General features: G+C 66.8%; 12 protein-coding genes. 2 read left to right on the top strand and 10 right to left on the bottom strand.

Translation table 11 applies throughout. The annotated features are described in order from the left end of the window. The 3 genes from ACLFMY_RS01565 to ACLFMY_RS01555 all read right to left on the bottom strand — a co-directional run. On the bottom strand, window positions 1-568 hold a 568-nt coding region (locus ACLFMY_RS01565; RefSeq protein ID WP_410762751.1), incomplete at its 3' end, for a DUF302 domain-containing protein. 190 nt (window positions 569-758) lie between these two features. Further along, window positions 759-2,183, bottom strand: coding sequence for a PhoH family protein (locus tag ACLFMY_RS01560; protein ID WP_410762750.1), 1,425 nt, complete (start codon window positions 2,181-2,183; stop codon window positions 759-761). Window positions 2,184-2,238: 55 nt separating this feature from the next. Further along, on the bottom strand, window positions 2,239-2,733 hold the full coding sequence (locus tag ACLFMY_RS01555) for a peroxiredoxin (protein WP_410762749.1): 495 nt from the start codon (window positions 2,731-2,733) through the stop codon (window positions 2,239-2,241). A 254-nt stretch (window positions 2,734-2,987) separates the two neighbouring features. Between ACLFMY_RS01555 and dapA the strand changes: the two genes are divergently transcribed. Both dapA and bamC read left to right on the top strand, forming a co-directional pair. Beyond that, window positions 2,988-3,884 (top strand): 4-hydroxy-tetrahydrodipicolinate synthase, encoded by an 897-nt coding sequence (dapA, locus tag ACLFMY_RS01550; RefSeq protein ID WP_410762748.1) that lies wholly within the window; start codon window positions 2,988-2,990, stop codon window positions 3,882-3,884. A gap of 37 nt (window positions 3,885-3,921) precedes the next feature. Further along, window positions 3,922-5,031 (top strand): outer membrane protein assembly factor BamC, encoded by a 1,110-nt coding sequence (gene bamC / locus ACLFMY_RS01545; RefSeq protein ID WP_410762747.1) that lies wholly within the window; start codon window positions 3,922-3,924, stop codon window positions 5,029-5,031. A gap of 123 nt (window positions 5,032-5,154) precedes the next feature. On the opposite strand, the gene folE2 is transcribed toward bamC, so the two are convergent. The 7 genes from folE2 to ACLFMY_RS01510 all read right to left on the bottom strand — a co-directional run bounded on the left by folE2 (window position 5,155) and on the right by ACLFMY_RS01510 (window position 12,326). Then, window positions 5,155-5,943 (bottom strand): GTP cyclohydrolase FolE2, encoded by a 789-nt coding sequence (gene folE2 / locus ACLFMY_RS01540; RefSeq protein ID WP_410762746.1) that lies wholly within the window; start codon window positions 5,941-5,943, stop codon window positions 5,155-5,157. Between the two features lie 77 nt (window positions 5,944-6,020). After that, window positions 6,021-6,422: a 6-carboxytetrahydropterin synthase QueD gene (gene queD / locus ACLFMY_RS01535; protein WP_410762745.1), complete on the bottom strand. Its 402-nt coding sequence runs from the start codon at window positions 6,420-6,422 to the stop codon at window positions 6,021-6,023. Further along, on the bottom strand, window positions 6,419-8,335 hold the full coding sequence (gene dxs / locus ACLFMY_RS01530; protein WP_410762744.1) for a 1-deoxy-D-xylulose-5-phosphate synthase: 1,917 nt from the start codon (window positions 8,333-8,335) through the stop codon (window positions 6,419-6,421). Before dxs ends, queD begins: the two co-directional genes overlap by 4 nt. 6 nt (window positions 8,336-8,341) lie before the next feature. Next, window positions 8,342-9,301 (bottom strand): polyprenyl synthetase family protein, encoded by a 960-nt coding sequence (locus ACLFMY_RS01525; protein ID WP_410762743.1) that lies wholly within the window; start codon window positions 9,299-9,301, stop codon window positions 8,342-8,344. A 7-nt stretch (window positions 9,302-9,308) separates the two neighbouring features. Then, window positions 9,309-9,587, bottom strand: a complete 279-nt coding sequence (locus ACLFMY_RS01520) for an exodeoxyribonuclease VII small subunit (RefSeq protein WP_410762742.1) — start codon at window positions 9,585-9,587, stop codon at window positions 9,309-9,311. Window positions 9,588-9,661: 74 nt separating this feature from the next. Then, the gene (gene radA / locus ACLFMY_RS01515; RefSeq protein ID WP_410762741.1) at window positions 9,662-11,044 is read right to left on the bottom strand and encodes a DNA repair protein RadA; all 1,383 of its coding nucleotides are present in this window, start codon (window positions 11,042-11,044) and stop codon (window positions 9,662-9,664) included. A gap of 7 nt (window positions 11,045-11,051) precedes the next feature. Next, window positions 11,052-12,326 carry an HlyC/CorC family transporter gene (locus ACLFMY_RS01510; RefSeq protein ID WP_410762740.1) on the bottom strand — a complete coding sequence of 425 codons (1,275 nt, stop codon included), beginning with the start codon at window positions 12,324-12,326 and terminating at the stop codon, window positions 11,052-11,054. Between the last annotated feature and the right edge of the window lie 62 nt (window positions 12,327-12,388).

Genomic DNA, 12,388 nt, shown 5'->3' with positions numbered 1-12,388 from the left:
AGAAGCCGCCGCTGGCCCCGGCTTCCATCATCTTCCAGATGCTGTCGCGCACGTGCATGGCGTCCTTCTTGAAGTCCGGATCCATCTCCTTGCCGCCGTGAACGAACATGTCCATGTTGAGGCTGTAGAGCCAGTAGCCTCCGTCCTCGTCTTCTACCACCGAGATACGACACGGCAGGTAGGCAGAGAAGTAGGGGCTGAAGTTGACGGCCTTGCGGGCGATCTGCGGGCTGCAGTACTGATAGATCATCAGGTAGCGCTGCTCTTCGCCCGTCTCCTGCTCGAGCTGCCTGGACAGCGGCATCTCGCCGACGTTCATCAGCCCGGTGCCGACGGCGGCCGACTCGATGCTGGTCTTGATGTCGTCGGGGGTGAGGCCGTCGTCGACCTTCATCCGCCAGACGGTGGCCGCACCCAGATCGCCTTCGCTCTCGACGAACTTGTCATACATGTCGCCATAGATATCCATGGCCTTCGGGTCGAGGTTGTCCTTGACGGATAGGAAACCGCAGCCCGAGAGGCCGAGGATGGCGGCGCCGAGGATCGATGCCTTGAGGATATTGCGCATTCTTGACTCTCTCCCTGTGGAATCATTGTGCTTGGTAGCGAATCGATTATCTGCCCATTAGAAGATGCTTACAAACTTTATTAATTTACCGCTGATAAAGGGGCTTAATCTGTTCATTCCCCTTCATGAAACATGGGGTTAGGCGGATATTCCAGCCTGTCGGCACGCCGTGGCGTCCGTTCAGGGGACCCTATAGGACCTCGGCGGCGAACTCGGCCAGGCGGGAACGTTCGCCGCGGGTGAGAGTGACGTGTGCCCCGTGCGGCCAGCCCCGGAAGCGGTCGACCACGTAGGTCAGGCCGGAGGTGGTCTCCGTGAGATAGGGGGTGTCGATCTGCGCGACGTTGCCCAGGCAAACCATCTTGGTGCCGGGCCCGGCCCGCGTGATCAGCGTGCGCATCTGCTTGGCCGTGAGGTTCTGGGCCTCGTCGATGATGATGAACTTCTTCTGGAAGGTGCGCCCGCGCATGAAGTTGAGCGAACGGATCTTGATGCGCGACTGCAGCAGGTCGTTGGTCGCCGCGCGTTCCCAGGAACCGCCCCCGCCGTCGGTCTTGGCCAGTACCTCGAGGTTGTCCATCAGTGCCCCCATCCAGGGCGTCATCTTCTCCTCCTCCGTGCCGGGCAGAAAGCCGATGTCCTCGCCCACCGGGATGGTCACCCGCGTCATGACGATCTCGGTGAACTCCTTCTGCTCCAGCGTCTGTGTCAGGGCGGCGGCGAGCGTGAGCAGCGTCTTGCCGGTGCCGGCCTGACCGAGCAGGCTGACGAAGTCGATGTCCGGATCCATCAGGGCATTCAGGGCGAAGCTCTGCTCGCGATTCCGTGCCGTGATGCCCCAGATCGCATGACGTTCCTGCTGGTAGTTGGTCACACTTTCCAGCACCGCCGTCCCCTCGTCCTCCACCTGGCGGACCACCGCCGTGAACGGCGCGGGCTCGTCGAGGTGCAGATAGAGGTTCGGATACCATTCCGAGGTGTCCGCCCCGTGGACGCGGTAGAACACCTGGCCTTCCTCCTGCCAGGATTCCAGCGAGTCGGCATGGCTTTCCCAGAAGGCGTCGTCCAGTGCCTCGTGGCCGGTGTGCAGCAGCGAGACGTCGTCCAGCACCTGGTCGTTGTGGTAATCCTCGGCCGTCAGCCCGATCGCCGTGGCCTTGATGCGCAGGTTGATGTCCTTCGAGACCAGGATGACCTCACGGTCCTCGACCCTCTCCTTGAGCGCGAGCGTGATCCCGAGGATCTGGTTGTCCGCGCGGCTGCCGGGTAGTCGGACCGGCAGGTCGTCGTTTTCCTCGCGGGTCTGGAGGAAGAGCCGGCCGCTGGGTCTGGCGTTGTGCTCGTCGGGGTCGCGGATGGCACTGTGAATCAACAGCCCATCGTTGATGGAGGCGATATCGACGTCGCTGAGCATCTCGTCGAGAAAGCGGCTGACCTGGCGCACGTTGCGTGCCGTTTCTGACTGGCCTTTCTTGCCGGCGTCCAGTTCCTCCAGAACGATCATCGGCAGGTAGATGTCGTGCTCCATGAAACGGAAGAGGGCCGTGGGGTCGTGCATGAGGACGTTGGTGTCGAGCACGAAAAGGCAGCGGTTCTCGCGAATCTTGCTGATCATCGTTGTGGGGCTTCCCTGTTGTGTCGTTGCCGGGCGGTCTGCCCGGTCGAGTGCGTCAGAGTGACTCGAGGGCCCCGAGCACGTCGTTGACGTGTCCCGGCACCTTCACCTTGCGCCAGGCCCGGCGGACCACGCCCTCGGCATCGATCAGGAAGGTGCTGCGCTCGATGCCCTCGAAGCGCTTGCCGAACATGTTCTTCATCCGCAGAACGTCGTACGCCCGGCTGATCGCGCGGTCAGTATCGGCGATCAGCGGGAAGGTCAGCCCCTGCTTGTCGCAGAACCGTCGATGGCTGGCCTCGTCATCGTTGGAGACACCGATCACGCGGGCACCCTGCGCCTCGAAGTCGGCGAGCCGTGCCTGGAAGTCCCTGGCCTCCGTGGTGCACCCCGGGGTGTTGTCGCGTGGATAGAAGTAGAGGACCAGCGGACGTCCGCGGCAGTCGGCGAGCGAGATGGGCTTCCCGTCGTCTGTCCGGCCGTGGAAATCCGGGGCCGGGTCGCCGGGTCGAGGAGAAGGGGAGGGCGTGCTGGAGGTCTGTTTGCTCATCGTTTCGGGTATAACCGCTCTCTGGTGACATTCTGATGACCGACGGGCCGGTTTCTTCGGCCCCGTGGAAACCAATATAGCAGTCGGCCACGTTCGCGTCGGGTGGTTGATCGGCTGCCGTGTGATGCGAGTCGGGGGCGGCTTGTCACTGGTTGATATCTGCCGGTACTATGCGAGTTTGGTCCTGCCCGTCCCGGCAGGTGCACACGGGGCTCGGCCCCTCGTTCCCAGCACGAGAGAACACGCGAGGCGACATGACGGCGAACACGATTACCGGCAGCATGGTGGCGCTGGTCACCCCCTTGCATGGCGATGGCGCCGTGGATTATGTCGGTCTCAAGCGCCTGATCGAATGGCACGTCGCGTCGGGTACGCATGCCATCGTCGCGGTCGGAACCACGGGCGAATCGGCGACCCTCGATTACGAGGAGCATATCGCCGTCATCCGGGCCACGGTGGACTTGACCGCCGGGCGGGTGCCGGTGATCGCCGGCACCGGGGCGAATTCCACCCGAGAGGCGCTCGCGCTGGCGCGCGGGGCGAAGGCCGCCGGGGCCGACGCGCACCTGTCGGTCACGCCCTACTACAACAAGCCCACCCAGGAAGGGCTGCTGCAGCACTTCCGCGTGATCGCGGATGCCGTCGACCTGCCGATGATCCTGTACAACGTTCCGGGCCGCACCGCCGTGGACATGGCGCCGGAAACCACGCTGGCCCTGGCCGAGCACCGCAACATCGTCGGGATCAAGGAGGCCACCGGCTCGATCGAGCGCATGCGCGACGTGATGGCCCGGCGTCCCGAGGGATTCGCCGTTTACAGCGGTGAGGACAACCTCGGGGCCGCCTCCATGCTTTCGGGTGGCCAAGGCAGCATCTCGGTGACTGCCAATGTCGCGCCGCGACTGATGTCGCGTATGGCCGAGGCGGCGCTGGGGGGCAACAGCGAGGAAGCCGAGCATCTCGACGGGCGCCTCGCCCCCCTTCACCGCGAACTCTTCTGTCAGACCAACCCCATTCCGGTCAAATGGGCCCTGCATCGCATGGGCCTGATTGGGCCGACTCTTCGCTTGCCGCTGACCCCGCTGGCCGATTTCTGCCACGCGGGACTGGAGCAGGCCCTCGGCGAAGCCGGCTGCCTCGACCGGCAGTGAACCATTCATGATCAAGACACACTGGAAAACTACAGGTATGCGACACCCCAACTCCTCCCGGATGCTGACCATGGTCGCGGTGGCGGCCACTGGTCTGATCAGCGGCTGTTCCAGCGTCCCGTTCTTCGGTGATGACGACCGTCAGCCCAGCCGGGCCGCCAACCTCGAGGTGCCGCCGGAATTCTCCGGGCCGACCTCCGGCGGGTCGGTCGCGCTCCCCGAGATCGCCTCGGCACGTGCCGAGCAGATGGAGCGTCGCGAATCCGGCGGCGTGCTGGAGACCGATACGGACATCAAGGTTGCCGGGGAGCCGGGATCGCGCTACCTGGTGGTGTCCGCCGGGCCGGACGACGTCTGGCCGAAGCTGCGCGACTTCCTCCGCGAGGAAGGCTACGACATCCGTCGTCAGGAAGAAGGCGCCGGCCTGATCGAGACGGAATGGACCGGGCTGTCCAGTGGTGACGAGACCGGTTTTTCCATCATGAATTTCCTGCGGGTGGCGGCGGATACCCTGTTCAAGCCCGATTTCATCGAGCGGGTGCGCCTGCGTATCGAGCGCGGCGATGACGCCGGGGAAACGCTGGTGTTCGTCACCAGCCAGAAGCGCGAGCTGACCGGCGACGAGCCGCTGATGCCGGGTGACGAGAGCGATACCTTCAAATACAGCAACCCGGTGGACGACCCGTCGATGAATGCCGAGGCCATGGCAAGGCTGGCGGCCTACCTGTCCGGCGGCAGTGCCGAGGAGGCACGGCAGATGGTGGGTGGCAAGTTCACCCCGCGGGCCAAGGTGGAAGGCGACGAGCCCGAGGATCGACACGTCGTGGTGAGCCAGTCCTACCCGAAGGTCTGGAACCGGCTGGGTCTGGCGCTCGATCGACTGGGCTTCGACCCCGTCTCTCGGGATCGTGACACGGGCGACATCGAGGTGAGCCACCCCTACCCGCAGGCGCTCTACGAGGGCATCGTCATGCGCGACGTGACCATCGACAAGGATGCCGACATGACCCTGCACCTGACGCTCCGCCTCGAGCCGCGTCGCGATGGCGGCACCGATGTCCGCATCCGCACCATCAACGTGGCCGGTGGCTCCCTCCCGGAGGACCGCTCGGTGGTCCTGTCCCGGATCAGGAACGAAATGGAGTGATTCCTCCATGTCGGGGCGAATCCCCGAGCCGATTGAGTGGATTGGCTCGGGGGCACGCTGACGCAAAAAGGGCCCCGTCGACTGACGGGGCCCTTTTTCGTGCTCGCTCGGCGGGCGCAGTCGTCAGCGAGCCGGGCGGCGGATCACGGCCCAGGCCGAGTGGTTGTGGATCGACTCGAAGTTCTCCACGCCGATCTCGAAGCCGTTGATGCCCGGGAAGTCATCGAGGGCACTGGCGACGTCGCGGACCATGTCCTCGACGAACTTGGGATTGTCGAAGGCGTACTCGGTGATGTACTTCTCGTCGGGGCGCTTGAGCAGGCCCCACAGCGGGCAGGAGCCCTGTGCCTCCACCGCGGCAATGAGGTCGCGGATGGCTAGGCCGGTATCGCTGATCTCGGTCTCCACCGTGATGTGAGAGCGCTGGTTGTGCGCGCCGTAGGCCGAGATCTCCTTGGAGCAGGGGCAGAGGCTGGTTACCGGGATCACCAGCTTGAGCAGGGTGCGTGCCCGGCCATGCTCGAGCTGGCCCGTGAGGGTGACGTCGTAGTCCATCTCGGCCGGCTGGCCACTGACGGGAGCGTCCTTCCGCACGAAGTAGGGGAAGGTGAAGTGCGCCTCGCCGGCATTCGCCTCGAGACGTTCCACCATCGCCCGCGTCCAGTCGGCCATGCCCGACAGCGACAGGCGCAGCGGGCCTTCGTTGAGCAGGGCCACGAAGCGCGACATGTGTGTGCCCTTGCGGTCCGCGGGCAGGCCCACGGTGAGCTGGCATTCGGCGACGGTGGCGTGCTCCTCTCCCGCATCGACGAGCGTCATCGGGTGGCGGATGGCCTTGATGCCCACCTGGTCGATGGCGATATCGCGCGCATCGTGGCTGGATTGGACATCGGGCATTTCGTGACTGTTCATGAGGACTATTCGGTGCGTGTTGATTGGATAAGGCGCGCTAATGGCCGCAGGGATGTGACTCTAGCACAGGCGGCACATCACGGCCGGAAGGTCACCGCCGACCGCTCGTTCTCCCACACGGTGACCGCCGAGCAGCGATGCGTCTCGCCGTCGATCAGCGCGGCGATCTCTCGGTGGAAGTAGGCGGCGATGTTTTCCGCCGTGGGGTTGATCGTATCGAAGGGCGGGATCTCGTTGAGATAGGCATGATCGAGTCGCTTTGCGACCTCCCTGGCCCGTGCGCGGATCGCCTTGAAGTCCATCACCATGCCGACCGAGTCGAGCTGGCTGCCGGTCACCTCGACGACCACTCGCCAGTTATGGCCGTGCAGGCGTGCGCAGTTGCCGTCGTAGCCGTGCAGGCGGTGGGCGGCGGCAAAGTCCACTTCGGTGGTCAGGCTGTAGGTGGGCCCGTTTTCGCGGGGGGACTGGTCGGTCATGAGTCGCTGATCCTGTCGAGGAATGCGGCGATACTATCGGCAAGTGACTGAAAATCAAGCCCGGTGTCGGCGAGACACTCCTCCCGGCTGCCGTGCTCGATGAAGCGGTCGTCGATGCCCAGCCGCAGGGCCGGACGCGGACGCCCCGACTCCAGCAGCCTCGAGAGTATCTCGGCACCCGCCCCGCCGGCACGGCTGCCTTCCTCGACCGTGACGAGGCCCGCGTGCAGATCGGCCAGCGTCGCGATGGCCTCGCAGGGCAGCGGCTTGACCCAGCGCAGGTCGAGCAGGCCCAGGTCGAGCTCCTCGCAGATCGGCTGCAGGGCTTCGGCGAGCGGCCCGGCGCTGACCACCAGGAGGCGTTCGGCGGCGTGGCCGCTTTGCCGGAGCAGGCGCGGCGCCCAGGGGTCGTCGCTGTCGGGAACCGGGTCGCCCAGGTCGGGCGGGCAGCGGTCGCGCGGGAAGCGGATCATGGTCGGTCCGTCGTGCGCGAGGGCCGCCTCCATCGCTGCCTCGAGGTCGCGCCGGTCGGCCGGCACGGCCAGCCGCAGGTTGGGTATGCTCAGCCCGAGCGACATGTCGAAGCTGCCCGCATGCGTCGGGCCGTCCGGCCCCACGAGCCCGGCACGGTCGACGAGGAACACGACCGGCAGGTTCTGCAGGGCGATGTCGTGGATGACCTGGTCCCAGGCACGTTGCAGGAAGGTCGAGTAGATCGCGACCACCGGGCGGAGCCCCTCGGTTGCCAGCCCGCCGGCGAGCGTGACGGCGTGCTGTTCGGCGATGCCGACGTCGTGCAGGCGGTCGGGAAAACGCTCCTGGAATGCCTGGAGGCCGGAACCCTCCACCATCGCCGGCGTGATGGCGACGATCCGCGGGTCGGCCTCGGCCTTACGGCAGAGGATGTCGGCGGCCGCCTCGGTCCAGGTCGGACGCGTCGGGGCGCTGGCGACGGGGGCGGTCTCTCTGGAGGCGAGTCGACTGACGGTGTGCTGGCCGACGCCGTGATAGCGCACCGGGTCGCGCTCGGCCTCTGCCAGCCCGCGACCCTTCTGCGTGACGACGTGCAGCAGTCGCGGGCCGGGCTGGTCGCGCAGGTTGCCGAGGGTGTCGAGCAGCGCGTCGAGGTCGTGCCCGTCGATGGGGCCGTAGTAGCGGAAGCCCAGTTCCTCGAACAGGCTGCTCGCCCCCATCAGGTGCCGCATCCCGTCGCGCAGGCCGGCCCGGGTCGAGCCGAGCAGGTCGCCCAGCGGGCCGGCCTGCGCGAGCACGGACTCCCCGGAGTGGCGCAGCTTCTCCACCAGCGGCATGCTGCGCAGGCGGGTCAGGTGCTGGTTCAGGGCGCCGACGTTCCGCGAAATGCTCATCTCGTTGTCGTTGAGGATGACCAGGAGATTCGCGTGGCAGTCGCCGGCATGATTGAGTGCCTCGAAGGCCTGGCCCGCGGTCATCGCGCCGTCACCGATGATCGCCACCGCGTGACGTGCCGACTCCTGCTGCTTCGCGGCGATGGCTATCCCCAGCGCCGCGCTGATGGAGGTGCTGGAGTGCCCGGCGCCGAACGGGTCGTAGGGGCTTTCGGCCCGCCGGGTGAAGCCGGCCGGGCCGCCACGCTGGCGGAGTCGCCCGATCTCGCCGCGCCGGTCGGTCAACATCTTGTGCAAATAGGTCTGGTGGCCCACGTCCCACACCAGCCGGTCCTCGGGGGCATCGAAGATCCGGTGCAGGGCGAGGGTCAGCTCGACCACGCCCAGGTTGGCCGAGAGGTGGCCGCCGGTGGCATCCACCTGGGCGAGCAGGCCGGCCCGCAGTTCCTCCGCCAGGGCATGCAGGGCGGGCCGCGACAGCCCCTTGAGGTCGGCGGGGCTGTCGATCAGGTCGAGATGCGGGGTGTGAACGGAGGAAAGGGGCATCGGGGCTCAGTGCTGGCGATGGATCACGAAGTCCAGGCAGCTGCTCAGCGCATGGCTGTCCGTGCCCAGCGTGCCCAGTTCCCACAACGCGGCATGCGCTCGGCGGACCGTCTCGTCAAGTTCCCTTCGTGCCCTGTCCAGCCCCGCCACCGTCACGTACGAACACTTGTCCGCCGCCAGGTCCTTGCCCGGGGTCTTGCCGAGCGCTTCGGCCGAGCCGGTGACGTCGAGGATGTCGTCCTGGATCTGGAAGGCGCGACCGAGCAGGCGACCGAACAGGTCGACCTGTCCGGCCTGCCGCGGGGAAAGCCCGCTCCAGCGCCCCCCCATGGCCAGTGCCGCACGGATCAGCGCACCGGTCTTGCGGTCGTGCAGGTCGGCGAGCGTGGCAATGTCGCTCGCTTCCCGGTTGCCCGCCAGTGAGAGATCGATCGCCTGTCCCCCGACCATCCCGGCGGGACCGGAGCCCGACGCCAGCTGGCGGATCCAGTCCAGGCGCATGGCCTCGTCGGTCCGGGCGTCGGCCAGCGTGGCGAATGCCAGCGCCTGCATGGCGTCCCCGGCGAGCACGGCGGTCGCCTCGTCGAAGGCCCGGTGCAGGGTGGGGCGTCCGCGGCGCAGGTCATCGTCGTCCATGCAGGGCATGTCGTCGTGCACCAGCGAGTAGACATGGATCAGTTCGACGGCGATCGCCGCCGGCCACAGGCTCTCGTGGGCGGGGTCGTCCAGGTCCGGCCAGGGGCGGCCTTCGAGACTGCCGAGAAAGACCAGGGCCGGACGCAGCCGCTTGCCGCCATCCAGTGCGGCGTAGCGGATGGCATCCTGCAGTTCGGCCGGCGTGTCGACCAGCAGGCGGTCGAGCGCGCTGGCCAGGCGGGGTTCGAAATGCGAGCGCAGCGAGGCCAGCCAGGCGTCGAAGTCTGGTGTCGGATGGCGCTTGTCGGCAGATTTCGAGCTCGGGATCACGACGCGGTCAGAACAGGCTGCCGTCGTCCCGGGGGGATGGGTCGTCTTCCGCCGGTGAGTCGTGGAGGGCATTGATGCGCTGTTCGGCCTCGTCGAGCGCCTTCTGGCACTGGCGCTCGAGCCGGATACCGCGCTCGTAGTCCTTGAGTGATTCCTCGAGGCTCTGGTCGCCCTGTTCCAGACGGGCGACGATCTGCTCGAGCTCCCCCAAGGCCTTCTCGTACTGGGTGATCGCCGAGGGGGCGCCTTCTTCGATGGTCTGGGAGGGAATGCGATCGGAATCCATGGCTGGCCTCGTCGATGGGTTGCGACATTATACCGCCCGGCGGCTGGCGGGGCCAAAGGCCGACGGGGTAGCTGTCAGAACGTGTCGACTGCGTCGATGGCCTCGTCGAGATGCGCCACGGCAATCACGTCGAGGCCTTCGATGGGCCGGGGCGGCTTGTTGCCACGTGGCACGATCGCGCGGGTAAAGCCGTGCTTGGCCGCTTCGGTCAGCCGTTCCGGCCCACCGGGCACCGGGCGGATCTCGCCGGCCAGTCCCACCTCGCCGAAGATCACCAGCCCCTGGGGCAGCGGGCGGTCGCGGAAGCTCGAGAGCATGGCGATGAGGCTGGCGAGATCCGCGGCCGTCTCGGTGACGCGCACGCCGCCGACCACGTTGAGGAACACGTCCTGGTCGAACAGGGCGACCTGGCCATGGCGGTGCAGCACCGCGAGCAGCATGGCCAGCCGGTTCTGGTCGAGTCCGACGGTCAGCCGGCGCGAGCCGCCGCCGGGATGGTCGGCGACCAGCGCCTGGACCTCGACCAGCATCGGCCGCGTGCCCTCGCGGGTGACCATCACCACGCTGCCGGGCACCGGCTTCTCGTGGCGGGAGAGGAAGATGGCCGAGGGATTGGAGACGGGTTTCAGGCCGTGATCGGTCATGCCGAACACGCCCACCTCGTTGGCTGCGCCGAAGCGGTTCTTCACCGCGCGGATGACGCGAAAGCGGGCCCCGGGATCGCCCTCGAAGTAGAGCACCGTGTCGACCATGTGCTCGAGCACGCGCGGGCCGGCCAGGGCCCCCTCCTTGGTCACATGGCCGACGATCAGCACGATCACGTCATGGTGCTTGGCGAAGCGGACCAGCTGGGCGGTGGCCTCGCGCAGCTGCGAGACCGAGCCCGGCGCGGCGGAAAGCTCTTCGGTGTAGAGCGTCTGGATGGAGTCGATCACCATCAGCCCCGGCAGGGACTTCGCGCAGGCGGCGAGGATCGACTCGATGCGGGTCTCGGAGAGCAGGGTCAGCTCGCCGGCCCGTCCGGCCAGGTCCGTGCCCAGTCGTCGACCGCGCATGGCGACCTGCTGCAGGGATTCCTCGCCGGTGATGTACAGGCACTCGATCCGGTCCTGCAGGCCCAGCACTGTCTGCAGCAGCAGGGTGGACTTGCCGATGCCCGGATCGCCGCCGAGCAGCACCACCGACCCCGGCACCAGCCCGCCGCCGAGCACGCGGTCGAGCTCGCCCAGTCCGCTGGACTCGCGCGGGGTCTCGGAGACCTCGACCTCGCCGATGGCGGTGATGCGCGGCGCCTCGCCGGCGTAGCCGGCAACCTCGCGGGCCGGTGCTTTCCCGCCCGGCAGGCGCATTTCGGCCAGACTGTTCCACGCGCCGCATTCGTTGCAGCGTCCGGCCCACTTGGGGTGGTCGGCACCGCACTCGCGGCAGACGAAAGCCGTCTGGCTCTTTTTCGCCATGGTGGCGCTAGACCTCGCTTTCCTCGCGGGTGAAGGTCGTGATCAGTGCCGTGTCGACCGCGCGTTTTCTCACCGTGCGCACCTCGATGTGGGCGTCGGGCAGTTCCACCGTCGCGCCGACGGTGGGCAGGGCCTCGAGCTTTTCGATTACCAGGCCGTTGAGCGTACTGACCTCTTCGGTGGGCAGTTCGATCTTCAACTCGCGGTTGATCTCGCGGATGGGCAGGTTGCCGCGGACGATGTAGCGCCCGTCATCCTGCAGGCTGATGCCCTCGTGGTCGGAGTCCGGCGAGGTGGTGAACTCGCCGACGATCTCCTCGAGGATGTCCTCGAGCGTGACCAGGCCCTGGATGTCGCCGTACTCGTCGACCACCAGCGCCGAGCGCCGCTGCTGGCGCTGGAAGTTGAGAAGCTGGGTGGTCAGCGGCGTCCCTTCGGGCACGTAGTAGGGTTCGGCCAGTCGCCGCTTGAGCCGTGAAAGGGTCAGGCTCTGGTCGATCAGCGGGCCGATCAGACGGCGGACGTTGATGATGCCGATGGTGTGTTCCACCGAACCCTCGAACACCGGCAGGCGCGAGTACTGCGCGTGGATCAGCTGATCGAGAACGTCGCCCCAGTCCTGCGTGATGTCGATGCCGACGATCTCGGCGCGCGGGATCATGATGTCCTCGACGTTGGCCTGGCCGAGCTCCAGTACCGACAGGAGCATGGACTGGTCGAGGTCGGGCAGTCGCTGGCCGGATTCCCGCACGATGGTGTGGAGTTCCGCGCGGGTCAGGGCGTTCGAACCGGCGCCGCTCGGGTGCAGGCCGAAGATCGACAGCAGGCCGTTGGCCAGCCAGTTGATCAGCCAGATCACCGGACGCAGCGGACGGATCAGGAACGTGTAGACGAACGAGGCCGGGAAGGCGAAGCGTTCGGGGAAGACCGCCGCGGCGGTCTTGGGCGCCACCTCGCCGAAGATCAGCAGCAGGAAGGTCATCGCCCCGGTGGCGATCGCGATCCCCGAGTCGCCGAACAGGCGCAGGCCGATCACGGTGGCGATCGACGAGGCGAGGATGTTGACGAAGTTGTTGCCCAGCAGGATCAGGCCGATCAGCCGGTCGGGTTGTTCGAGCAGCCGCGAGGCGAGCACGGCACCGCGACGGCCCTGCTTGGCCAGGTGGCGCAACCGGTAGCGGTTGAGCGCCATCAGCGCGGTCTCCGAGCTGGAGAAGAAGGCGGACAGGAGGATGAGCACGGCCAAGGCCGTGAACAGAAAACCTAAGGGTATTTCGTTCAAGAGTGGTTGATTTCGTTGTTGGGCCAGCTGGCAGTGTAAGGCCAAGCCGGCGGTATTTCGAG

Source organism: Guyparkeria sp. (assembly GCF_046545975.1).
GTDB lineage: Bacteria > Pseudomonadota > Gammaproteobacteria > Halothiobacillales > Halothiobacillaceae > Guyparkeria.
Note: the sequence above shows the minus strand (reverse complement) of the source record. Positions and strands in the feature narration are given on the sequence as shown.

Coding starts and splice junctions, on each gene's coding strand:
- ACLFMY_RS01560 (WP_410762750.1), bottom strand. CDS start 2,183: ATGATCAGCAAGATTCGCGAGAACCGCTGCCTTTTCGTGCTCGACACC.
- dxs (WP_410762744.1), bottom strand. CDS start 8,335: ATGCCCCTTTCCTCCGTTCACACCCCGCATCTCGACCTGATCGACAGC.
- bamC (WP_410762747.1), top strand. CDS start 3,922: ATGCGACACCCCAACTCCTCCCGGATGCTGACCATGGTCGCGGTGGCG.
- folE2 (WP_410762746.1), bottom strand. CDS start 5,943: ATGAACAGTCACGAAATGCCCGATGTCCAATCCAGCCACGATGCGCGC.
- ACLFMY_RS01520 (WP_410762742.1), bottom strand. CDS start 9,587: ATGGATTCCGATCGCATTCCCTCCCAGACCATCGAAGAAGGCGCCCCC.
- ACLFMY_RS01555 (WP_410762749.1), bottom strand. CDS start 2,733: ATGAGCAAACAGACCTCCAGCACGCCCTCCCCTTCTCCTCGACCCGGC.
- radA (WP_410762741.1), bottom strand. CDS start 11,044: ATGGCGAAAAAGAGCCAGACGGCTTTCGTCTGCCGCGAGTGCGGTGCC.
- dapA (WP_410762748.1), top strand. CDS start 2,988: ATGACGGCGAACACGATTACCGGCAGCATGGTGGCGCTGGTCACCCCC.
- queD (WP_410762745.1), bottom strand. CDS start 6,422: ATGACCGACCAGTCCCCCCGCGAAAACGGGCCCACCTACAGCCTGACC.